The organism is Streptomyces sp. NPDC027185 (assembly GCF_055567035.1).
In genome coordinates, this window is the sequence record NZ_JBVHRF010000003.1 from 320,091 (window position 1) to 343,528 (window position 23,438).

Annotated in this window: 10 protein-coding genes; 4 read left to right on the forward strand and 6 right to left on the reverse strand. The window is 75.5% G+C overall.

The window, feature by feature from the left end; all coding sequences use genetic code 11:
* Nucleotides 1-31: 31 nt before the first annotated feature.
* The 3 genes from ACZ4M8_RS11620 to ACZ4M8_RS11630 form a co-directional block, all read right to left on the reverse strand.
* Complete coding sequence (locus ACZ4M8_RS11620; protein WP_467605817.1) at nt 32-9,373, reverse strand: amino acid adenylation domain-containing protein; 9,342 nt, start codon at nt 9,371-9,373, stop codon at nt 32-34.
* Complete coding sequence (locus ACZ4M8_RS11625) at nt 9,370-13,356, reverse strand: non-ribosomal peptide synthetase (RefSeq protein WP_467605820.1); 3,987 nt, start codon at nt 13,354-13,356, stop codon at nt 9,370-9,372. The genes ACZ4M8_RS11620 and ACZ4M8_RS11625 overlap by 4 nt, the downstream gene beginning before the upstream one ends.
* A 495-nt stretch (nt 13,357-13,851) precedes the next feature.
* A complete protein-coding gene (locus tag ACZ4M8_RS11630) occupies nt 13,852-14,769 on the reverse strand; it encodes a helix-turn-helix transcriptional regulator (RefSeq protein WP_467605822.1) in 918 nt (305 codons plus the stop codon).
* Between the two features lie 181 nt (nt 14,770-14,950).
* Between ACZ4M8_RS11630 and ACZ4M8_RS11635 the strand changes: the two genes are divergently transcribed.
* Together ACZ4M8_RS11635 and ACZ4M8_RS11640 are read left to right on the forward strand one after the other, a co-directional pair.
* On the forward strand, nt 14,951-15,538 hold the full coding sequence (locus ACZ4M8_RS11635) for a non-oxidative hydroxyarylic acid decarboxylases subunit B (RefSeq protein ID WP_467605824.1): 588 nt from the start codon (nt 14,951-14,953) through the stop codon (nt 15,536-15,538).
* A 23-nt stretch (nt 15,539-15,561) separates the two neighbouring features.
* Complete coding sequence (locus ACZ4M8_RS11640) at nt 15,562-17,052, forward strand: UbiD family decarboxylase (protein WP_467605827.1); 1,491 nt, start codon at nt 15,562-15,564, stop codon at nt 17,050-17,052.
* Between the two features lie 46 nt (nt 17,053-17,098).
* Here the strand turns inward: ACZ4M8_RS11640 and ACZ4M8_RS11645 are convergent, their stop codons facing one another.
* On the reverse strand, nt 17,099-18,313 hold the full coding sequence (locus ACZ4M8_RS11645) for an SGNH/GDSL hydrolase family protein (RefSeq protein WP_467605829.1): 1,215 nt from the start codon (nt 18,311-18,313) through the stop codon (nt 17,099-17,101).
* Between the two features lie 125 nt (nt 18,314-18,438).
* On the opposite strand from ACZ4M8_RS11645, the gene ACZ4M8_RS11650 reads away from it, so the two are divergent.
* On the forward strand, nt 18,439-19,113 hold the full coding sequence (locus tag ACZ4M8_RS11650) for a TetR/AcrR family transcriptional regulator (protein WP_467605831.1): 675 nt from the start codon (nt 18,439-18,441) through the stop codon (nt 19,111-19,113).
* 154 nt (nt 19,114-19,267) lie between these two features.
* Nucleotides 19,268-19,660, forward strand: a complete 393-nt coding sequence (locus ACZ4M8_RS11655) for a VOC family protein (RefSeq protein ID WP_467605832.1) — start codon at nt 19,268-19,270, stop codon at nt 19,658-19,660.
* A 111-nt stretch (nt 19,661-19,771) separates the two neighbouring features.
* Here the strand turns inward: ACZ4M8_RS11655 and ACZ4M8_RS11660 are convergent, their stop codons facing one another.
* Both ACZ4M8_RS11660 and ACZ4M8_RS11665 read right to left on the reverse strand, forming a co-directional pair.
* Nucleotides 19,772-20,446 carry a DUF4232 domain-containing protein gene (locus ACZ4M8_RS11660; RefSeq protein WP_467605833.1) on the reverse strand — a complete coding sequence of 225 codons (675 nt, stop codon included), beginning with the start codon at nt 20,444-20,446 and terminating at the stop codon, nt 19,772-19,774.
* A 165-nt stretch (nt 20,447-20,611) separates the two neighbouring features.
* Complete coding sequence (locus ACZ4M8_RS11665; RefSeq protein ID WP_467605836.1) at nt 20,612-23,356, reverse strand: AfsR/SARP family transcriptional regulator; 2,745 nt, start codon at nt 23,354-23,356, stop codon at nt 20,612-20,614.
* Between the last annotated feature and the right edge of the window lie 82 nt (nt 23,357-23,438).

Consider the following 23,438-nt stretch of genomic DNA (forward strand, 5'->3'; position numbering starts at 1 on the left):
CCTTCGGTGGGGGCAAGGGGCGTAAGGGTGGTCAGGGCCGGGCGTCCAGCGCCGCGTGGAGTGCGGCGGCGACGGTCAGGGTGTGCGGCGGCAGGACGATCCCGTAGTGGTCGGTCGGGAGCGTCCGCCACTCACCGGGCAGCGCCAGATGGCCGCGCCACCGCTCCCGGTGCGTGGCCTCGGGCAGCGGGGCGGGCAGCCCCGCCGCCGGCCGATCGGCCAGCCACACCCGGGCGGGCGTGCGGGCCAGCCGGGGCAGCCGGTGGTCGATCATGGAAGCGAGGTTACCCCGGCAGCACCGCGCGAGCCGTCGGGCGTACGCCTGGCCCTCACCGGTGAACGCGCCGTCCACGGAGCCCAGTTCGTGCGCGAAGAGCGCTTCGAGCCGCTGCTCGTCGTAGCCCTGGAATCCCGGGCCGGAGTCCGGGGGCGGCGGGTCGAGCAGATGCACCCCGCGCACCGGGCGGCCCGCCGCCTCGGCGAGCGCGGCGACGCCCACCGCCGTCCAGGCGCCGAACGACCAGCCGACCAGGTGCATCCGGTCCGTGGCGCCGCCGAACCGTTCGCCCAGCGCCGCGTGGTAGCGGCGGACCCGTTCGTCGAGCGGCAGGGTGGGCGCGTCCGGATCACGCAGCGCCGGGTCCGCGATCAGACAGACCGTCGCCCGGCCGTCGAGCGCCGACACCAGCGGCCGGTACGCCTGGATGTCGCCGCCCACCGGGTGCAGCAGACACACCACCTCGGGCCCGGTGCCCTCCTGCCACACGTCGAGCGTGACCGTGCCCGCCGCGGCGGCGGACGCGGTGTCCCGGGCGAGGTGGGCCAGCAGGTCGTTGAGGGTGACGTGGGGCCCGAACCACGACAGGTCGAGTTCCACGCCGTAGTGCGCTTTGACCACGCCGATCAGATCGAGCAGGGTCAACGAGTCGGCGCCCAGGTCGTACAGGGGCGCGTCCGGGTCGAGCGGGTCGGCGTCGAGCCAGTCGCGGAGCCAGTCGGTGAGCAGCTCCGCCGGGGCGGGCGCGGCCGTTTCCGGGGCGCCCGGCGGGGCTTGGCCGTCCGCCGTCTCCTGCCGTACCGGGGCGTCCGCGGTCTCCGGTGCCGGACCGGCGTAGAAGACGCGGGACGCCTCGATGTCCGTGGTGGAGACCAGCAGGTGCGGCAGGCGCAGCGCGACGGCGCGGCCGAGGACCCGCTTGCCCTCCTCGGTGGTCAGACCGACGGAGAGATGCGCGCGGTGGCGGGCGTCGCCCGCCGGGACGCGCAGCGCCATGCCGGTCTCACGCCACACGTCCCAGTCGACGGCGATCCGCGCGGTGGCGCCGGGCCGGTGGTGGGCGAAGGCGTCCAGCAGACCCGCCGCGGCGGCGTAGTCGTACTGGCCGACGCCGCCGAGCCGCGCCGACATCGACGAGCAGTACACGGCGAGCGCGGGGGAGCAGCTTTCGATCAGCCGCTCGGCCAGGAGCGCGCCGTGGAGCTTGGCCCGCTGCCCGTCCGTACCGCCCGCGCGGCGGACGAGGAGCCCGCCGGTGGCGGCGCCGGCGGCGTGCACCACGGTGGCGACGGCCGTGGCGCGGTCCGCGATCCGGGCGACGAGCGCGTCGTGGCCGCCGGGGTCGGCGAGGTCCGCCCCGATCAGCTCGATCCGCGCCGCCCAGGGCGCCAGCGCCTCGGGCAGCCGGGGGCGCCGGGACACCAGCAGGACCCGGCCCGCGGTGTGTTCCAGCAGCCAGGCGGCGATGCTCGCGCCGATCCCGCCGGTGCCGCCGAGGAGGACGTGATCGCCGTCCTCGGGCAGTGCGGGCGCCGGATCGGGGGCGGCGGTGACGGGCACGGCCACCGGGTGCCACCAGTGGCCGTCGCGCAGCGCCAGCCGTTCCGGCAGCGCGTCGCGGGGGCCGGTGGTGAGCAGCGCGGTCAGCGGTCCGGCCCAGTCGGCCGGGTCCGGTCCCGGCAGGTCCAGCCACCGGCCGTCGGCCGCGCCCTCCTGTCCCGCGACGGTGGCGACGCCGGTCAGCAGCCCCGCCTCCGGCCGCTCGACGGCACCGTGGACCGGCTGCGCCCGGTACGACAGCCACCACAGCCGCGGCCGGTCCGCGGGAGGGGTGTCGGCCAGCGCCTGGAGGAGGGCGGCCGGTGCGTCCAGACAGGCCCGTTCGGCCTGCGTGAGGGAGGCGGCGCCGACCGGCCCGGTGAGACCCAGCGGCAGGGCGTGCAGCCAGTCCGTGGCGCCGCCCGCGTCCGGCCCCAGGGCGTCGAGAAGACGGTCCCAGGCGGTGCGGTCGGCCGGGTCGACGGTGAAGGCGCCGTCACCGTGGCGGACGAAGGCGTCACCGGTGCCGACCCGGACCACCCGGGCGTACGCCGCCGTGAACTCCGGCGGTACCGCGTCCGCCACCGGTCCGTCCGTGACCAGCACCAGCCGCCGGGAGGCCGGGCCCCGGCCGGCGGTGGCGGCCCGGCGCCACCGCACCCAGTGCGGCTGGCTCAGCCAGTCGGTCTCGGGCAGGCGCGGAGGGACGGCGGGGCCGTCGCCCGTGGCGCCGGTGCGGCCGGGCACGGGGGCGGCCGGGCTCCCGGCCCCAGGCCGCGCGGCGGCGTCGGCGGTGGCTCCGCCCGGGTGGCCCGCGGCGTCACCGGCCGGGAGCCGCTCCCCGTCGTCCGCCCGCGCCCGCGGGAAGTCGTACTCCGCCAGGTCGAAGGCGGGCGGCGGGAAGTCCCACGGGGCCGGGGCCGGTCCGGGGCGCGCGGGCAGCGTCGCCCCGGCGAGCCACGCGGCCACCGCGGCGTGCGGGTCGCGGGTGTCCGCGGTCCGCGCCTCCTCACCGGAGGGCGCCGCGACCGGCTCCGCGCCGCGCAGCCAGCGCACCGCGGCCGCCGCGTCCGGGTGGACGGCCGCCGCCCGCCAGCGCCGCTGCGGGCGTCCGGACCGCAGATGCCGCAGCACCGTGCCGTACGTTTCCGGGCGGGCCGTCAGATGTGCGGCGATCCGCTCCGCGTCGGCGCGCAGCGCGGCGGGGCTCGACGCGGAGAGGAACAGCGCGCCGTCCACCTCCCCGGCGCCCTCCGCGGGCTCCCCGGGCGGCGCCTCCAGCACCACATGGGCGTTGGTGCCGCCGATGCCGAAGCTGCTGACCGCCGCCACCCGCGGCCGGCCGGACGGCCAGGGCCGCGCGGTCGTCGGGAAGTGGAACGGCGTCGGGTCCGGATCGATGTGCGGGCTCAGGGCCCGGAAGTCGGCGTGCGGCGGAATCACCCCGTGGTGCACCCCGAGCACCGCCCGGATCAGCCCCACCACGCCCGCCGCCGCGCCCAGATGCCCGAGCTGGCTCTTGACCGAGGTCAGCGCGGTACGGCCGGACTCCGGTACGGCGAACGCCTGCCGCAGCGCGCCGATCTCGACCGGATCGCCGAGCCGGGTGCCCGTACCGTGCGCCTCGACGTACGCGAGGTCGGCGCCGCTGCGGCCGCTGCGCCGCAGGGCCGCCCGGATCACCTCCCGCTGCCCGGCCAGCGACGGCGCGCTGTAGCCCATCTTGTCGGCGCCGTCGTTGTTCACCGCCGAACCGGTCAGCACCGCGTAGACGGTGTCGCCGTCGCGCCGGGCGCGGGCGAGCGGTTTGAGGACGACGACGCCGACACCGCTGGCACCGACGGTGCCGCTCGCGTCGTCGCTGAACGGACGGCAGTGGCCGTCGGCGGAGAAGATGTGCTGCGGCTGGTAGCGGTAGCCCTCGCCGAGCGTCGCGTCGGCGAGCACCCCGCCGGCCAGCATCACGTCAGCGTCGCCCGCCCGCAGCAGCCCCGCCGCCAGATGCACCGCGACCAGCGAACTGGCGCACGCCGCCTGCGCGGTGAACGCCGGACCGGTCAGCCCCAGGTGGTAGGCGGGCTTGGTGGCGAGGAAGTCCTTCTCGTGGTGGAGCGCGAGACGGAACGCGTCCGGCAGCGCCGCCCGATCGCCCTCCTGGAGCATCGTGCGGTAGTACGTGCTCTCGCCCGCGCCCGCGATCAGCCCGGTACGCGGACCGGCCGCCGGATCGGCGATCCCGGCGTGCGCCAGCGCCTGCGCCGCGCACATCAGCAGATGCCGCTGCTGCGGGTCCATCAGCCGGGCCTCGGCGCGGCTGATGCCGAAGTGCTCCGGGTCGAAGGCGAGCAATCCGTCCATCCGGCTGCGCGCCCCGACCATGCCCTCGGCGGCCTCGAAGTGCTCGATCCCGCGGCCTCCGGTCCGTATCAGCTCCCAGAACGCGGCGAGATCCACCGCGCCGGGCAGCCGGACCGCCATCCCGACGACGGCGATCGGCTCGGACCGCGGCTCCGGCTCCGGTTCTGTGACGGACGACGCGGCGGACGACGTGGCGGACGGCGCCGGTACGGGCCCCGCGTCCGGCGCGGGCGCCGCCGCGTCCTGCGGCTCCGGTGCCCCGCCCGCCGCCGCGTCCAGGAAGCGGGCCAGCGCCCGTACCGTGACGTGCTCGAAGAGGTCGGCGACGGTGAAGCGCAGCCCCGGCTCCGTGGTGCAGCGCAGGTGGTAGCGCATCAGGGTCAGGCTGGAGGCGCCGGCGTCGAAGAACGTCCGGTCGGGCGCGATGGGGTGCCCGGTGACCTCCTCGAACAGCGCGGCCAGTGTGGCCTCGCGCGGGGTGAGCGGTCCGGTGTCCGCCGCCGGGCCGCCCACCTCGTCACCGGGGGCCCGCAGCGCCGCCGCCCGGTCCAGCTTCCCGCTGGGTGTCCGCGGCAGCGCGGCCAGCCGCCGGAAACGGGTGATACGGACGTACGCGGGCAGCAGCGCCGCCAGATGGGCCGTCAGCTCGGCGGCGTCCGGAACGGCGCCGCGGCACTCGAAGCACGCGGTCAGCGCGGCACCCTCCACCGCCACCACGGCGTTGGTGATCTCCGGGTGCCGCAGCAGCGCCGCCTCGACCTGCCCCAGCTCCAGCCGGTGCCCGCTCAGCTTGATCTGCTGGTCGTCGCGGCCCAGATGGTGCAGGAGCCCGTCGCGGTCGAACCGGGCCCGGTCCCCGCTGCGGTAGAACAGCCCCTCGCCCGGCAGTTCGGTGAACCGCTCGGCGTTGAGATCCCCCTCCGGACCGTCGAGGTAGCAGCGCGACACCATGGTGCCGCCGATGAGCAGTTCGCCCGGGGTGCCGGGCGGCACCGGCCGCCCGTCGCCGCCGACGACCCGCAGCAGCGCACCGGCCACCGGCCGCCCGATGGCGGGCCGCTCCGGCCACCAGACCGGATCCCCCTCCAGACACAGGGCGCTCACCACATGCGTCTCGGTCGGCCCGTAGTGGTTGAACAGCCGGGCGCCGGGCAGCCCCGCCAGCCAGCGGCGGATCGCGTCCGTGCACACCAGCTGCTCGCCCGCGGTGACGATCTCGCGCAGCCGCGACGGATACCGGCCCAGCCGCACCGCGTGCTCCGCCAGGAGCTGGAGCGCCACGTACGGCAGGAAGATCCGCTCCGCGCCGGACGCCTCCAGCTGCGCCAGCAGCGCGGGCGCGTCCTGCCGCACACCGGGACCGATCAGCCGCAGCGCACCGCCGCCGCACAGCGCCCCGAAGATCTCCTGGAACGACACGTCGAAGGAGAGCATCGAGAACTGCTGGGTGACCGCGGGCGCCCCCAGCCCGCCCTCCGCCGCCTGCCAGGTGAGGAGGTTGCACAGCGTCCGGTCGGACACGTCGACGCCCTTGGGGACGCCGGTGGAGCCCGACGTGAACAGCGTGTACAGCGGCCGCGCCCCGTCGTGCGGGGCGACCGGCGCGGCAGGTCCGTCCGACCGCAGCGTCACCGGGTGCCGCACCACACGGCCCTCCGGGTCGACGGCGTCCAGCCCCGCCGCGCCCCCGGGCGGCACCAGGACGCACAGCGGCGCGGCCCGGTCGAGGATCTGCCGCACCACGGCGGGCGGGTACGACGGGTCGAGCGGCACGGCCGTCAGGTTCAGCCGGGCCAGCGCCAGCAGCGCCACCACATGCGTCAGCGACGGCTCCAGGTACAGCGCGACCCGCGCCGGGGCGCCGTCCGCGACGGGGAACGCCTCCCGCACCTGATCCGCCAGCGCCGCCGCGTACCCGTCGAGCGTGGCGTAGTCGACCGTCCGCGTCCCGTCGTCGACCGCCGGGGCGTGCGGGGTGCGCGCCACCTGCCGGGCGAAGCCCTCGGCCACCGTCGTGAACGCCGGGCGGACGTGCGGCCCCCGGCCGTGGTCGGGCAGGCTCGCGCGGTACGGTGCGGCCAACTCGGCGGGGGTGTGGCCACCGCCTGCGGCGAGCAGGTCCAGCCCCTGCCGCAACAGGCCGTCCAGTGCCGTGATCTCGTCGGCGTCGAAGTGGTCGGTGGCGTACTCCCAGACGCACTCCAGACCGTCCTCGTACGCGACGACGAAGAGCGTCAGCGGGCACTTCGCCTCGGCCGGCGGCCACCACAGGGGACGGGTCGCGCAACCCGGCAGCCGCAACGCCTGGAAGTCGGTGTTCTCCTGGACGAAGAGCACGTCGAACGGGGCGCCGTCCGCCTCACCCGCCGCCTCGGCCAGCCCCTCCAGCACGTCCGAGAACGCCACGTCCTGCCGGTCGAGGACCGCGCCCGCCGCCGCGCCCCAGCGCAGCAGCTGCGCCCGCAGCTCCTCGTCCGGGGCGACGGTCAGCGGCAGCAGCACGGTGTTGGCGAACATCCCGACACCGTCCGCGAATTCGGGCACCGGACGGCCCGCCACCGGCGCCGCGATCCGCGGCCGGGTCCGCCCGGTCACCGCGTACAGACTCCACGCGAAGACCCCGAGCAGCACCTGGAAACGGGTCAGGCCCAGCTCGGCGCAGAGCCGGTCGACATGGGTGCGGCGCACCGTGTCGAGGCGGGTGTGCAGCAGCCGCGCCTCGGCGAACGGCACCTCCCGCACGGGCAGCAGCCGCTCACCGGCGCCCGCCCGCGCGTGGTGCGCGATGAGCGCGGCGCGGTGCTCGGCGTAGGCGGGGCGGGCGAACCACTCCGCCTGCCAGTGGGCGTGGTCGAGCGGTGTGTACCCGTCCTCCGGTGCGGTCGCCGCGCCGTCCGGGTACGCCGCGTACGCCTCCGACAGGTCCTGGAAGAGGACGTTGAGCGACCAGCCGTCGACGGCGATGTGGTGCAGCCGCAGCAGCAGCACCCCGCCGTCACCGTCCGGCAGCAGGCAGGCGCTCAGCATCCGCGGCTCGGCCAGGTCGAACGGTTCGGCGAAGAACCGCGCGGCGAAGGCGCGCCGCCCCTCGTCGTCCACCGGCGGCACCCCGGGATCGGTCCAGGGGTCGTACGGGTCGCCGACCCGCTGCCGCAGCCCCTCGGGCGCCGCCTCGAAACCGGTCCGCAGCGCCGGATGGCGCACCACCAGCCGCCGCAGGGCGTGGCGCAGCGCCGCCGCGTCGACGGGCCCGTCCAGCCGGAACGCCTGGCCGACGTGGTAGGCGCGGGACGCCGGATGGCGCCGCTGGTGCAGCCAGAGCCGCTGCTGTTCGGCGGTGGCCGGGGCCGAGCGGGCGCCCGAGGGCGGTGCCACCGGCGGATAGGGCGACGCACCGGCCCCGCGGGCGGCCGCCACCGCCTCGGCGACAGCGGCGAGATCCCCGCCGAGCACCAGCGAACGGTCCAGCTCACAGCCCCAGCGGCGGCGCGCCGCGAAGCAGAACCGCAGCGCCTTCAGCGAATCGCCGCCCGCCGCGGTCCACCTGTCGTCCGGCCGGGGATCGGCCACCCCCAGCACCTCACCGGCCAGCTCCAGCACCTCCCGCTGCCACGGCGTCACCGCCACCGCGGTGTGCGGCGTGCCCCGCCACGGCCGGTCCGCGGCGGCCAGCAGCGCCGCCTCGTCGACCTTGCCGTTGGCGGTGCGCGGCACCTCGTCCACCAGGAAGAGATGGTGCGGCCGCATGTACGTGGGCAGCCCCTCGGCGAGGTGGCGCTCGCACTCCTCGTACGACAGCTCGCCGTCCGTCACCAGGAACGCCAGCAGCTCGTGCGGGCCGTCCCCTCCGGAGCGGCGGGTGCAGACATGGGCGCGGCGCACCGCCGGGTGTGCCTCGATCCGCCGCTCCAGCTCACCCGGTTCGATCCGGAAACCCCGGACCTTGACCTGCCGGTCGGCGCGCCCCACATACGTCAGCAGCCCGTCGTCACCGGCGCGCACCAGGTCACCGGTGCGGTAGTGGACCTCGCGCCCGCCGTCGTACCAGGGCAGCCGGACGAAGCGGCGCGCCGTCTCCTCGGGGAGGTTGCGGTACCCGGCGGCCAGCCCGGAGCCCGACAGGTACAGCTCCGCGACCTCACCGGGCGCGGCGGTCCGCTCCGCGTCCGCCACGACCAGCGCCGCCCCGGTCCCCGGCAGCGGCCGGCCGATGGGTACGACCTCACCGCCGAAGTCGCGCGGGATGGCGTACGACACCGCGAAGGTGGTGGTCTCCGTCGGCCCGTAGCCGTTGAAGAGCCGGGTGGCGGCGTCCGGGTTGTGGCGGTACCAGCGGCGGACGGTGCGGGCGTTGAGCTGCTCACCGCCGACGAGGACCTGCCGGGCGCCGGCGAAGCAGCCGGGCGCGGTGTCCACCACGGCGTTGAACAGCGCCGCGGTGACGAACAGCGTCTCGATCCCCTCGCGCAGCAGCGTCGCGGCCAGCCGCTCCGGGTCGCGGACGGCCGCGTCGTCGACGACCACGCAGACCCCGCCGGTCAGCAGCGGTACCCACACCTCGAAGGTCAGCGCGTCGAACGCCGGATTGGACAGGCAGCCGAACCGCATGCCCGGCGCCGTCCCGATGAACTCCGGCCGCGCCAGCCGCAGCACCCCCGCGTCCCCGATCTCGACGCCCTTGGGCAGCCCGGTCGTGCCGGAGGTGTAGAAGAGGAAGGCGTGCGGCCCGCCGGCGGCCGGCCGCTCCTGCGGCGCGGGGAAGCCGCCGCGCCCGGCGAGCAGCCCGTCCGCGTCCAGCGGCCGGACACCCGCCGGGACCTCGGGCGCCGGTGCGCCGTGGACGAGGGCGACGGCACCGGCGTCGGTGAGGATGTGGCGGCGGCGCTCCGGCGGGCTCTGCGCGTCCAGCGGGACGACGCGGGCGCCCAGCCGCAGGATGCCCAGCATCACGCAGATCAGCCGCCAGGAGCGCGGCAGCTGCACCGCCACCGCCTGCCCGGGACGCACCCCGGCGCGGCGCAGACCGTCCGCGACGGCGGCGCCGGCCGCGTCCAGCTCCGCGTAGTCCAGCCGCACCGCGCCGTCGCGCACCGCGGGCGCGGCGGGGGTACGCAGCGCCTGCGCGTGCACCGCCCGCGCCAGCCCGCCGGATGCGCCTTCGGCGGCGGGCCCGTGGCCGGTGTGGTGAGGGGTCGTCATGCCGCACCTCCGACGAGGGCACCGGCCGGGGCCTGCGGCATCCGGGCCAGTTCCGCGGTGATCAGCTCCGCCACCCGCGGCAGCTGATCGCCCTCCAGGATGTCCCAGTGGCCGCAGGGCACCGGCTCGGTCACCAGCCCGCCGCCGGCCCGCCACGCCCAGAACGCCCGGGTCCGCGGCGCGACGGCCGGATCGCCGTCCTCCTCGGTGGCCTGGACGAACACCAGCCGGGCGGCGGACGGCCGCACCTCGTGGTCGCGGGCGGTCATCCGGTTGTGGTTGTAGATCCGCAGGTACCGGTCGATCTGCGCGTCCTCGATGCCCGGGTACATCCCGTTGAACCGCACCAGCTTCGCGCGGAACTCCTCGGCGTCCACCGGCGTGACGGCCGCCCGCGCCGCCGGATCGTCGGCGGCACGGGTGTCGAGCAGCACCACACTGACCCGGCGGTGCCCCGCCTCGGCCAGCAGCCGCCCCATCTCCTGCGCGACGAGCCCGCCGTACGACAGCCCGCACAGCACCAGCGACTCGTCCTCGCGTACCTCGATCAGCCGCAGATACTCCTCGGCCATCGCCGCCACCGAGGGCAGCGGCTCCTCCCCGGCGTTGAGTCCGGGCGACTGGATGCCGACGACACCGGTCTCGGGCGGCAGCGCCGTGGCCAGCGGCAGATAGCAGAACGCGGTACCGCCCGCCGGATGGACGCAGATCACCCGCTGCCGTCCGTCGCCCGGCCGGAACGTGATCAGACTGCCCGGCTGCGCGGGTGCGCCGGAGCGCAGCCGGGCGGCCAGCGCCTCGATCGTCGGGTGCGCCAGGATGTCGCGGATGGGCAGCGCCTCGCCGAACTCCTCGCGGACGGCGGAGGCGACCTTGATGGCGGAGACGGAGGTCCCGCCGATGTCGAAGAAGTTGTCGGTGACGGAGATCGACGGCCGCAGCAGCACGCTCTGCCAGATGCGGTGCAGCGCCAGTTCGGTGTGGTCGCGCGGCGCCGCGGTGTTCACCCGCGACGGCACCGAACGCGCCGCCGTCCGCAGCGCGTCGCGGTCCACCTTGCCGCTGCGGTTGAGCGGCAGCGCCGCGAACTCCACGAAGAGCGCGGGGATCATGTGGTCGGGCAGGTACCGGGCGAGGTCGGAGCGCCACTCGTCGGCCCGGCGCGGCGCGGCGTCGCCCCGGCCCAGGGCGGCGATGAGCCGCAGTTCACCGGCGGCGTCCCGGTCGGTGACGACCGCCGCCTCCCGCACCCCGTCCAGCGCCAGCAGCGCCGTCTCCACCTCCCGCGGTTCGATCCGGAAGCCGCGCAGCTTGATCTGGTCGTCGCGGCGGCCCAGGAACTGCGCGGTCCCGTCGGGCAGCCGCCGCGCCAGGTCGCCGGTGCGGTAGATCCGCCCGCCCGGGACGAACGGATCGGGCAGGAACCGCTCCTCGGTCAGGTCCGGGCGGCCGTGGTATCCGGCGGCGAGCGAGGCGCCGCCGAGCCAGATCTCGCCCGGGACGCCCGGTGGGACCGGCCGCATCCGCGCGTCGAGGAGGTACATCCGGGTGTTGCCGATCGGCCGGCCGATCGGGCAGGGCCGCTCCACCGGCCGCGGGTCGGTGTGGGCGGTGCTGTAGGTGGTGGCCTCGGTCGGTCCGTAGCCGTAGCAGATGCGCAGCCCCGGCAGCGCCTCGGTCATCCGGTACAGGGCCGCCTCCGGCAGCGGCTCCACACCGGTCAGCAACTGCCGCAGCGCCAGCCCCGCCAGCCGCTCCCGCGGCGCCTCGTCGATCCACCGGACGTACGCGGGCGGCAAGAACGCCTGCACGACGCGGTGTTCGCGCATCCAGTCGAGCAACGCCTCCGGGTCGCCCCGCAGTTCGTCGGGGACGAGATGGAGGACGGCGCCGGTGGCCGGCGGCAGCAGCAGCTCGTGGACCATCGCGTCGAAGCCGATGCCCGACCACGCGGATGTCGCCTCGCCGGGCGTGGCCCCGAACCGGTCCAGCCAGGTGTCGAGGAGGTTCAGCACACTGCGGTGGGTGACCGCCACGCCCTTGGGCCGCCCGGTCGACCCGGAGGTGTACAGGACGTACGCCAGGTCCTCGGGCGCCACCGCCACCACGGGCGCCCGCTCCGGATCGCCCTCCGCCTCGACGCTCCGCAGGTCGAGATGGCCGTCGGGCGCGTCGGCGCGGTCGGTCAGCACCAGCGCCGGAGCGGCGTCCGCGAGCATCGCGGCGCGGCGCGCGTCCGGCTGCCCGGGATCCAGCGGCAGGAACGCGGCGCCCGCCTTGAGGATGCCGAGCAGCCCGACCACCAGCTCCGGGGTCCGCCCGGCGTGCAGTGCGACGACCTGACCGGGGCGCACCCCGCGGGCGGCCAGCGCGGCGGCGAGCCGGTCCGCCCGCCGGGCCAGCGTGCCGTAGCTGAGGGTCCGGCCCTCGCACACCACCGCCGGGGCGTCGGGCCGGGCCGCGGCCTGTGCGTCGAAGCGGGCGGTCAGCGCGGCGGGTTCGGCGACCGGCACGGCGGCGTCGCCCCGCGTCGCGTCCCAGTCGGCCAGCAGCTGACGGCTCTCCGCCTCGTCCAGCAGCTCCAGTTCACCGACGGTCCGCCCGGGATCGCCGGCCATCTGCGTCAGCACCCGCTCCAGGTACCGGGCGTACCGCTCGACCGTCGCCCGGTCGAACAGCGCGGTGGCGAAGTCGATGTGGCCGGTCAGCCGGCCGTCCTCCTCGGTCACCATCAGCATCAGGTCGAACTTGGCGGCGATGAAGGGGAGTTCCAGTTTCTCCGCGGCCAGTGCGGGCAGCTCCAGCAGCGTCGCCAGCTCCGGGGTCCACGACAGCGTCGTCTGGAACAGCGGGGTGTGGGCGCTGCTGCGTGGCGGGTTGACCAGCTCCACCACCCGCTCCAGCGGCAGTTCCTGATGGGTCAGCGCACCACGGATCCCGGCGCGGCTCGCACGCATCACCTCGGCGACGGTCGGGTCGCCGGACAGATCGCTGCGCAGCGCGAGGGTGTTGGCGAAGAAGCCGATGACGTCGTCCGCGTCCCGGCCGCGGCGGTTGCCGCTGGGGATGCCGACAACGATGTCGTCCTGGCCGGAGAGGCGTGACAGCAGGATGGACCAGCCGGTCAGCACCGAGGCGAAGAGCGAGGCGCCGTGCTCCGCCCCGGCGTCGCGCAGCGCGGCGGTCGTCGCCGCGTCCAGCCCCACCGCGACCTGGTCGCCGCGGAAGTCCTGCCGGGGCGGACGGGGCCGGTCCGCGGGCAGCTCCAGCACCGGCGGCGCGCCGTCCAGCCGCTCGCGCCAGTACGCCTCCTGCGCGACGACCTCCGGCTCGGCCGCCCGCGCGACCTGATCGGCGGCGTGGTCGGCGAACTGCCGGGCCGGCGGCGGCAGCGGATCGCCCGCACCCGCCAGGAACGCCGCGTAGAGCGCGTTCAACTCCCGTACCAGGATGATCTGTGACGCCCCGTCGATCACCAGATGGTGCGCCGTCACCATCAGCACATGGTCCTCGGGCGCCAGCCGTACGAGAGTGCCGCGGGCGAGCGGACCGGTGCTCAGGTCGAACGGGACGGCGGCGTCCTCCCGGAGCACCGCGGCGAGCCGTTCCGCCGGCACCGGCCCGTCCGACAGATCGATGGTGACCAGCGGGAACCCGCTGTCGGCGGGCGCCGCGATCTGGTACGCCTCCCCGTCGACGGCCACCATGCGGCACCGCAGGATCTCGTGCCGCGCCGCGATCGTGTCGAGCGCCCGGCCCAGTGCCGCCGTGTCGAGCGGACCGCGCAGCCGGTAGGCGAGCGGCTCGTTGTACGCGTCCTCCGCCCCCGCCATCTGGCTCAGCACCCACAGCCGGCGCTGCGAGGGGGACAGTGGCCGCGGTGCCCCCTCGCTCCGCACCGCCGTGCTGCCGCCGGGCGTCCCCGCGGCGCCGGACGTGCCGCTGCCGGGGGGCGTGAAGGTCTCGGTCACCGGGGGAACCATCTCTTTCCTCTGGGGAAAACGGACAGGAAGGAGCACCGGACAACGGCCCGCCGTCGCGGGGCGTCCCGGGTGCGGAAGGGTGGCCGCTGTGCGGTGGCGCGGGCGGGAGACGCACGGACGCCCTCGCGCACGGCGAGGGGGCGGCGGACGGTCCGGGGGGCCGTCCATGAGCGCGGGGCACGCCGCCGGGCGGCGGATCCGGGCCCCGGCCTCCACCCGCCGGACCGGCGGGCAGCGGGCCGTTGTTCGCCCTTGCACCCACTACATGTTCACTTCCGCGCCGCAACACCGCGTCCGCCGGACCGGCACCGCAACAGAGCGCCGTTGCGGGCGGAATGAGTCGAAAACCCGTTCCTGCGACATCAGTGATGATTGATCAGCGCGGGAGGAAGTGTCAATGGGCGGAGGTTCCCGTCGCGTTGAGTGATGCGCTCCCGACCGTTCGTGACCAGGCATGTCGGGTGCCGTGCGCCCCGTTTCGGGGACCTGGCGGCCTCATTCCGCCGCCCCCCGCGCTCGCTCCCGGAACGCCACCGGCGTCTCCCGCGTCCGCAGCTGGAAGAAGCGGGTGAAGACCGCGGCGCCGGGGAAACCGAGCCGTTCGCCGACCGCCGCCGCGGACAGGTCGGTGTGCACCAGCAACCGCTTCGCCTCCAGCAGGATCCGGTCGTCGAGCAAGCGCTTGGCGCCACAGCCCGCCGCCGCGCCCGTCGCCCGGGTCAGTGTCCGCACGCTGTACCCCAGCGCCCGCGCGTAGTCCTCGACGCGGTGGCTGCGGGTGAAGTCCCGCTCCACCGCCTGCTGGAAGCGGTGGAACACCTCACCGCCCGCCATCTCCCGGCGCGATCCGCCCGGCAGATGCGCCAGCCGCAGCACCAGCACCGCCAGCAGATGCCGGACGACCTCGACGTGCACCTCCAGGGGCAGATCCGTCAGCCGCCGGTACTCGCGCTCCAGCATCTCCAGCGTGGCGCGCACCTGTCCGGCGGCCGGTTCCGCCGGGGTCAGCGGCAGCCGCCAGGCTCGCCGCTGAAGCCGTGCGGCGGACGCGGTCGCCGCACCGAGGAACCCGGGCTCGAAGAGGACGGCCGTTCCTTCGGCCGCCGCCAGGTCACGGGCGAGGGTGAGGACCTGCCCCGGCCGCACCCACAGCCACGCGCCCTCGCCCACCGCGCACGCGGTGAGGTCCACGGAGCAGAGCAGCACCCCGGACCGGACGGTGATCAGCAGGTGGAACGCGGGACGCAGCGGTGCGTAGGCGCCGCCCCACCGCTCGGCGAGCGCGGCGAAGCCGGCGAGGGAGGTGACCTCCACGCCCGGCGGCCCGCCCGGCGTCACCGGGAACGCGGCCTCGGTGATCCGGGCACCCGCCCCGGCCGCCGCCCGCCGCGGAAGCTGTCCGTTTCTGCACATGACGCGTCCCGAGAGTACAGGGGAGGGCGCCGCAAGCATGCCTAGCGTGAAGACACAGCAACGGTCACCGCGGGGCGCGGCAGCCGTGCGCCCGGTCCGGTGCGCGCGCTCCCCGCCGCCCTGCCCTGACCGAAATTGTTCCGCGCAGGGCGCGCGGGATCACGTACCGGAGGGCAGCACCATGCGGTTGATCGTCGGCATCACGGGCGCGACGGGGGCGGTCCTCGGCGTCCGGCTCCTTCAGGCGCTGCGGGCGACGCCCGGCGTCGAGACGCATCTGATCCTCTCCCGCTGGGCCCGCGCCACCGTCGAGCTGGAGACCGGGTACACCGCCCGGGAGGTCGCCGCCCTGGCCGACGTCACCCACGGCCCGGAGGACCAGGGCGCAGCCATCTCCTCCGGCTCGTTCCGTACCGACGGCATGGTCGTCGTGCCGTGCTCGATGAAGACCCTCGCCGGTATCCGCACCGGCTACGCCGAGGGGCTCATCGCCCGCGCCGCCGACGTCGTCCTCAAGGAACGCCGCCGCCTCGTCCTCGTCCCGCGCGAGACCCCGCTGAGCGAACTCCACCTGGAGAACATGCTCGCCCTCGCCCGGATGGGCGCCCGGATCGTCCCGCCGATGCCGGCCTTCTACCACCGCCCGGAGACCGTCGACGACCTCGTCGACCACTTCACCGCCCGCCTCCTGGACCAGCTCGGCCTGGCGTCCCCCGACGCCCGCCGCTGGAGGGGATTCCGCAACGCACGTACCACACACCGTTCCTGACGCCCACTCACCCGGAGAAGACCATGACCCAGCACGGCCCCGCCCTCAACTTCCGTGACTTCCTCGACGAACTGCTCGCCACCGGCGACGCGGTCACCGTCGAACGGCCCGTGGACCCGCACCTCGAAGCCGGTGCCGTCACCCGCCGCGCCTACGAGACGTACGCCCCCGCCCCGCTCTTCACCGCCCTCACCAGCGGCACCCCGGGAATGCGCATCCTCGGCGCGCCCGCCGGGATGAGCACCCCGGACAAGGGCGCCCACGGCCGCCTCGCCGCCCACGTCGGGCTCGGCCGGCACGCCACCCCGCGCGCCGTCGTGGAAAAACTGATCACCGCGATGCACGCCGAACCGCTGGAGCCCGTCACCGTCACCGGCGGCCCCTGCAAGGAGAACGTGCTGCGCGGCGCCGACGTCGATCTGACGGCGCTGCCCGTCCCGCTGCTGCACCAGGAGGACGGCGGGCGCTACCTCGGCACCTACGGCTTCCACATCGTCCGCACCCCCGACGGCTCCTGGACCAGCTGGTCCGTCGCCCGCACCATGCTCGCCGGACCCACCACCCTCACCGGCCCGGCCATGCCCCGGCAGCACATCGGCATGATCCACGCGCTGTGGCGGGAGAAGGGCCTGCGCACCCCGTGGGCGATGGTGCTGGGCGCCCCGCCCGCCGCCCTCGCCGCCGCCGGGATGCCGCTGCCCGCGAACGTGAGCGAGGACGGCTACGTCGGCGCGCTCACCGGCAGCCCCGTCGAGGTCGTCAAGGCGGAGAGCAACGACCTGTACGTCCCCGCCAACGCCGAGATCGTGCTGGAGGGCTACCTCGACGCCGAGGAGACCGCGCCCGAGGGGCCGATGGGGGAGTACCACGGCTACTCGTTCGGGGTGAGCCGCCCGCAGCCCGTCTTCCACGTCGAGACGGTCACCCACCGCGACCGCCCGGTGCTGCCGGTCTGCGTCGCGGGCCTGCCCCCGGAGGAGAACCACACCATCTGGGGCACGATGATCTCCGCCACCGCCCTCGACGTACTGCGCACCGCCGGCCTCCCGGCCGACTTCGCCTGGTGCTCCTACGAGGCCGCCACCTGCTGGCTGGTCGTCTCCCTCGACCGCGAGGGTCTGCGCCGGATGCGCACCACCGAACGTGAACTGGCCGACACCGTCGCCCGCGTCCTGTTCGGCTCGCACCCGGGCTGGCTCGTCCCCAAGGTGCTGCTGGTCACCGACGACATCGACATCACCGACATCCGCCAGGTCGTCTGGGCGCTCGCCACCCGCACCCACCCCGGCACCGGCACGTACGTCTACCCGGACGCCCCCGGCATCCCGCTGGTGCCCTACCTCACGCCCGACGAGGCCGCCGCGGGCCGCGGCGGCAAGTCCGTGACCTGCGCGCTGCTGCCCGGCCAGCTCGACGGCACCTCCCGCGCCGTCACCGCGTCGTTCGCCACCTCCTACCCCGAGGAGCTGCGCCGCCGCGTCGTCGCGGACTGGGCCGCATACGGCTACCGCTGAGCCGCCGCCGGGCCGCCCCGCGCGAGGCGGCCCGGCCGGGGCGGCCTCAGCCCTTCCCGCCGAACGCGCCGCCGGGGCCGAACGCCAGCGCCGCGAACCGCTCGCCGATCCGGCGGTGGGTGGCGGCGTCCGGGTGGAGCTGATCGGGCAGCGGCAGCTCGGCGAAGTCCTCCTCGCCGTACAGGTCCCGCCCGTCGAGGAGGAACAGCTGCGGGTCCCCGGCGGCGCGCTGGCGCACGATGCGGGCCAGCTCCTCGCGGATGACGTTCATCGTCAGCTTGCCCGCGGCCCGCTCCTCGGGCTTGCCCGCGGCCTTGAACCGCAGCCGCCCCTCGGCGAGATGCTCCGGATCGGGAACGCTGGGCCCCGGGGTGTCCTCGTGGATCGGGCAGAGCAGCGGCGAGATCACCAGCAGCGGGGCGGTGGGGTGGCCCTCCCGGATCGTGTCCAGGAAACCGTGCATCGCCGGGGCGAAGGCCCGCAGCCGCATCAGATCGGCGTTGACGATGCTCATCCCGATCTTGACGCTGAGCAGGTCCGCGGGGGCGTCCCGCATGGCGCGGGCGGTGAACGGATCGAGCAGCGCACCGCCGCCCAGCCCCAGGTTGACCAGCTCCGCACCGCCCAGGGAGGCGGCCAGCGCCGGCCAGGTCGCGCTGGAGCCGGCGGCGTTCGAACCATGGCTGACCGAACTGCCGTGGTGCAGCCACACCGGCGCTCCGCGCGACGGCACCGGCTCGACGGGCGCGTCCGCCCGCAACGCCACCAGCTGCGTGATCTCGTTGTACGGCAGCCAGATCTCGATGTCCTTGGCGCCCTCGGCGAGCCCCGCGAAGCGCACCGTACCGGGCGGCCCCGGCTTCGTCTCGGCCTTCCCCGCGGCCATGTCCATCAACAGGACGTTGCCCCCGCTGGTCGCCCCCCGCGCCGTCAGCTCCCCGTCGACGAGCAGGTCGTACACACCGTCCGGCCGCTCCGGCGCGCCCACGTTCGCCATCTTCGTCCGCAGGGTGTCCAGTTCGACGGTGGTGGCGTGGGTACGGAACGCCAGCCGTACGCCGGAGGGTTGCGACTCCGCGAGGGCGAGCTGCGCGTCGGTGCACTGCGCGCGGGCCCGCGCGGGCAGCCGGTGCGGCAGCAGCCCCTGGGCGGTGCGCTCCACGTCGAGGGCGCCGCGCAGCAGCTTCTCGGTGAGCGGGATGCGGAGCAGCTCCGCCGGTGCGGCGGCCGGGTCCGCGGTGTCGTCGTGCTGAGAGGTCATGGCCCCAGCCTGTCAACTGCTTTCCGAATGCGCACACGAATACCCGCGCGCGGCGCGGAGCGGGCCGGACCGCCGGGGGACGGACCACGGTTGCACAGCGGAAACCCAGTCAATAGCGTCGCGGTATGTCCTCCACCGTCCCGCGCAAGCGCACCCGGAAGTCCCCCGCCGCCCGGCGGGCCGAGATCGTCGCGGCCGCCGCCGCCGTGGCCCTCGCCGACGGACTGGAGTGCATCACCCTGCGCCGGATCGCCGACGACCTCGGCGTTAGGCCCGGACTGATCGGCCACTACTTCCCGTCGGTCGAGGAACTCGTCGCGGAGGCGTTCGGCAGCGCCGCCCGCACCGAACTGGACGCCCTGCTGCCCGCCGACCGCACCGGCACCACCCCCACCGAGAGCCTGGCCCGGTTCTTCGCCCGCGCCACCGGCCCCGCGTACGACGGCGTCAGCCGCCTGTGGATCAACGCCCGCCACCTCAGCCGCTACCACCCGGTCCTGCGCGAACGGGTCGGCGAGCAGGAGGCCGCCTGGCGCGAGCGGCTGGAGACGGTGATCCGCGAGGGCGTCGACCGGGGGGAGTTCCGCACCGCCGACCCGTACGTGACGATGATCCAGATCCTGGTGGTCATCGACGGCCTCGGCGCCCACGCCAACACCGACACCACCGACCGCCCCGCCGCGGTGACCGGCATGGCCCGGACCACCGCCGAACGCGAACTCGGCCTTGCCGCCGGCACCCTCGGCCCCCGCCCCGAGGACACCCGTCCCCCGGCAGGCGACCGGACCGCCGCCGGCTGACCGCCGCCGCACGCGCACGATTCCCCCGGCCGCCGCGCCCCTCCCGCTACCGTGCGGGGGCAAGGGCCCGGAAGGCACGGCCCCGGGCCGGCGGCGGAGCCCGCCACCCCGCGGGAGCCACCGGCCACACACCGCTCACCACAGGGGGACACCGATGGAATTCGCCCAGATCCGGCTGCTCGTCACGGACTTCACCGGCTGCTACCGCTTCTACCGGGACGTCCTCGGACTCACCCCGCAGTTCGAGGCGCCCGACGGGCCGTACGCGAAGTTCACCGCCGCCGGCGGCACCACGGGCATCGCGCTCCAGGACCGCGCGCAGATGGCCGAGGTCCTGGACACCCTCGCCGGTGCGCCGGCCGGTCACCGCTCCCTCGTCGTCCTGCGCGTCGACGACCTCGACCGCCACTGCGCGGAACTGGCCTCGCGCGGCGCGGCCCCGGTCCACGGCCCCGCGCCGATGACGGACCGGATGCGGGTCGCCCACTTCACGGACCCCGAGGGCAATATCGTCGAATTCCAGGAGTGGCTGACGCCGCGCGTCTGAGGCCGGACATGGTGGTGCGGGCGGGAACCCCCTCGGGTTCCCGCCCGCACTGTCTGCCGTGCCGGGGCACGGCGTGGTCTCCGGCGGAAGCCGGTCGCCGGTGACCAGGTCTCAGAAGTCGTAGGGCTTTTCGGTGTTCCAGTTGAGGACGTCGGCTTCGTTGTAGGTGAATTGGGGTTTGTCGCCCTTGATGTCGACGGAGTAGGCGGGCTTTTCGTTGCCGTTGTTGTCGCGGAGGGCGAGGGAGAGGCCGGTGCCGGTGTGGTTGTCCTTGCCGTAGTCGAAGAGGTTGACGGCGCTGTAGACCTTGCCGCCGGGGCGCAGCATGATCGGCTGGTCGCCGCCGTTGGCCTTCTTCGAGAGCGGCAGGGCGGCACCCTCACCGTTGATCTTGACGGTGGGATAGGAGGTGATCAGGCAGGGCTTGTCGCCTTTGTTGACGGCGGTGAGCAGGAGGTGGTCGCCCTGCTGGCCGGCGAGTTCGTGCTCGGCGGTCACCAGCAGCTCGTCACCGACACACAGATCGACACCGGCCTCCTGGCCGGCGCTGTCACCCGACGCCGACGTCGACTCCGCCTGTCCCTTGGTGTCCGTGCCGCTGTTGGCCTGCGCGGAGCCGCCCTTGGCGTCCTGCCCGGCCGACGCCGACCGGCTCTGACCGGACGCGTCGTTGGCCTTCGCCGCGTCGTCGGCGCCGCCGCAAGCGGTCAGACTCAACGCCAGCGTGGCGGTCGCGGCGGCCAGAACGGAGGCACGGACGCGGGACGACCGGGAAAGACGGGACATACGCATGGTTCCCCCTACGAATCGAGCGGGACATCCAGATCCATCCCGCGGTGTGCACACCACCCTTCCCGCGCCCGGAAACGTTCCGCAAACGCCTCACTCACGTCCCGCTGTCAGCCCGTGCGCACCCGGACGGCAGTCCCGATCGTCGTGCGTCCTCGCTGGTCAGGAGCGTGAACGCAGACGAGCCAGCGCCTTGTCGTACCGTTCCTGGAGCTGCGGGTCCGCGGCCGTGGGGACCTTCAGCAACACACCGAGCGCCCGCACCGCGCCGTCGTCGAAACCGCACGCCTCCGCCGTGTCGGCCGCCTCCCGGAGCCGGGCCGTGCCCCCGGCCTCGTCGCCCATACCGAGCAGCGCCTCCCCGGCGGCGGCAATCAGCAGGATCCGGCCCGCCGCGGAGGCGTCCACCACCTCGTCCAGCTTCTGGGCCGCCGCCACCGTCACCAGCGCCGCCTTCCAGGCCCCGCACTCCAGGTGATGGCGGGTCAGGTGGTAGAGCGCGAGACGTTCGGTGTACGGGTCCCCGGCGCTGCGCGCCAGCCGCGCCGCGTCGGCGCACTCCTGCGCGGCCTCCTGCGGATTGCCCAGTGCCGCCTGCGCCAGCGACAGGTTGACCAGCGCCGTCGCCTGCGCGCGGACGTCCCCGGCCCGCGCCGCCAGCACCGGGGCGGCCTCCAGATGGGCCAGCGCCTCCGGCAGCCGGCCCTCCTCCGTCAGCACCCACCCCAGCAGCGCCAGGATCCGGGACTGCGCCCGCAGGTCACCGTCGGCCCGCGCCGCCGCCAGCGCCGTGCCCAGCAGCGGCGACCAGCCCTCCCGCACCCGCCACACGATCTGCGGCCACAGGCCCAGGACGAGTCGCCAGGTCCGGCTGTGCAGCCCCGCCGCGTCCGCCGCGGCCGCCGCCAGCGTCAGCCCCTCCCGCTCGCTCTCGTACCACGCCATCGCCTCGTCCCGGCCGGCGAACCGGCGGATCTCCCGGGGCGCGTGGTGGTCGTCGGGCAGCGGGAAGCACGACTCGTCGCCCGGCTCGGCCGCGTCGGCGGCGGCCAGCGCGGTCGCCACGGAGTGATCGAGTGCCCGCACCAGGGTGTCCGGGTCCGCGTCCAGACCCCGCGCGTACAGCCGGACGAGGTCGTGCAGCGTCCAGCGGTCCGGCGCGGTCCGGGTCACCAGATGGGCCGCGGCGAGCCGCTCCAGGGCGGCCTCGGCGGTGGCCGGGTCGGTGCCCGCCAGGGCCGCCGCCGCGTACCGGTCGAGATGGGTGCCGGGGTGGCGGCCCAGGTGCGCGAAGTGGTGCGCGGCGTCCGCCGGCAGCCGGCGCACCGTCAGCCGCAGCGCCGCCCGCACACCGGTGTCCTCGACGTCCAGCAGCCCCAGCCGCCGTGACTCGTCGGAGAGTTCCCCGCTGAGCGTGGACAGCGACCACTCCGGCTGATCGGTCAGCCGGGCCGCGGTCACCCGCAGCGCCAGCGGCAGCCCGCCGCACAGCTCGGCCAGCCGCCGGGCCGCCCCCGGCTCCGCGCGCACCCGCTCCGGGCCGAGCACCGCGGCGAGCAGCGCGGTGCCGTCGTCGGGCCCGAGGACGTCCACGGGAACCGGCCGCGCCGCGTCGGACGCGATCAGACCGGGCAGCCGGTGGCGGCTGGTGACCACCGTGACGCACCGCGCGCCGCCCGGCAGCAGCTCCTGCACCTGCGCCGAGCCGGGCGCGTTGTCCAGGACGACCAGCAGCTCACGGCCGGCCGCCAGGGACCGGAACAGCGCCGACGCCCCGCGCGCCGACTCCGGTATCCGGCGCGGCCCCACACCCAACGCGAGCAGGAACTCCCGGACCACCTCGGCCGGCTCCGCCTCGGGGGTGTCGCTGAAGCCCCGCAGGTCGGCGTAGAGCAGCCCCCCGGGGAAACGGTCGCGGTTGAGGTGGGCCCAGTGCACCACCAGCGCGGTCTTGCCCACCCCGGCGGGCCCGGTGACCAGACAGACGGGTGCCTCCCCGGTGGCGGCGCGATCGAGCGCCGCCAGCTCCTCCGCGCGGCCGTGGAAACCGCGCGGCAGCCGGGGGAGGAGATCGACGGTCTCCGGGGGCGCGGTCTTCACGGGCGGCGCGGGCCGCGGCTCCGGGGGCGCCGACGGAGCCACCGGGACCGCCTGGGGCGCGGTGCTCTCGTCGCCGCGCAGCACCACCGCGTACGCGTCCGCCAGCTCCCGCCCCGGATCGACGCCCAGCTCCTCGGCGAGCAGCCGCCGTGTGCGATGGAACCAGTCCAGCGCCTCCGAACGGCGCCCCGCCCGCTGGAGCACCCGGATCAGCGCCGCCGACAGCGACTCCCGCAGCGGCTGGGCCGCCGCCTCCGCCCGCAGCAGCGCCGCCGCCCGCGCGTACTCACCGAGCTGCCCGTACGCCTCGGCCAGCAGCTCCACGGTGGTCAACCGCAGCTCCTCCAGGGCGTGCGCGGCGGATTGGAGCGGGGCGCTGCGGTACGCGCCGGTCAGCGCGGGCCCCTGCCACAGCGCCAGCGCCTCCTGGTACATCGCCACCGCGTCGCCCGCCGCCCGCTGCCCGCGCGCCAGCGCCACCAGCTCCTCGAAGCGGTGCGCGTCCAGCAGGCTCTCCGGCATCCGCAGCACGTACGCCGCGCCCTGGGTGACCAGCTCCACGCCGTACATCCCGGCCCCGGCGTCGTTCAGCAGCGAGCGCAGCCGCGAGACGTGGCCCTGGATGACGCTGCGGGCCCGGGGCGGCGGCTCCTGGTCCCACAGCGCGTCCGTGAGCGCCTCCACCGGGACCGGGTGGTTGGAGCGCAGCAGCAGAGCGGCGAGCAGACTACGCCGCTTCGCGGGGCCGAGCGGCAGATCGCCGACCTCGGTGACGACGGAAACCGCTCCGAGCAGCCGGAACTCCACTGACCTATCTCCTCCTGGGGGAAACCGACACATTACCGGAGGTCGGGTGAATGTTCCCCGGCCCGGTTCCGCACTTCTGGGG

Excerpts from the sequence above, each read along its gene's own strand:
- ACZ4M8_RS11660 (WP_467605833.1), bottom strand. The coding sequence starts at position 20,446 with ATGTCCCGTCTTTCCCGGTCGTCCCGCGTCCGTGCCTCCGTTCTGGCC.
- ACZ4M8_RS11620 (WP_467605817.1), bottom strand. The coding sequence starts at position 9,373 with ATGACGACCCCTCACCACACCGGCCACGGGCCCGCCGCCGAAGGCGCA.
- ACZ4M8_RS11640 (WP_467605827.1), top strand. The coding sequence starts at position 15,562 with ATGACCCAGCACGGCCCCGCCCTCAACTTCCGTGACTTCCTCGACGAA.
- ACZ4M8_RS11645 (WP_467605829.1), bottom strand. The coding sequence starts at position 18,313 with ATGACCTCTCAGCACGACGACACCGCGGACCCGGCCGCCGCACCGGCG.
- ACZ4M8_RS11655 (WP_467605832.1), top strand. The coding sequence starts at position 19,268 with ATGGAATTCGCCCAGATCCGGCTGCTCGTCACGGACTTCACCGGCTGC.
- ACZ4M8_RS11650 (WP_467605831.1), top strand. The coding sequence starts at position 18,439 with ATGTCCTCCACCGTCCCGCGCAAGCGCACCCGGAAGTCCCCCGCCGCC.
- ACZ4M8_RS11625 (WP_467605820.1), bottom strand. The coding sequence starts at position 13,356 with ATGGTTCCCCCGGTGACCGAGACCTTCACGCCCCCCGGCAGCGGCACG.
- ACZ4M8_RS11635 (WP_467605824.1), top strand. The coding sequence starts at position 14,951 with ATGCGGTTGATCGTCGGCATCACGGGCGCGACGGGGGCGGTCCTCGGC.
- ACZ4M8_RS11630 (WP_467605822.1), bottom strand. The coding sequence starts at position 14,769 with ATGTGCAGAAACGGACAGCTTCCGCGGCGGGCGGCGGCCGGGGCGGGT.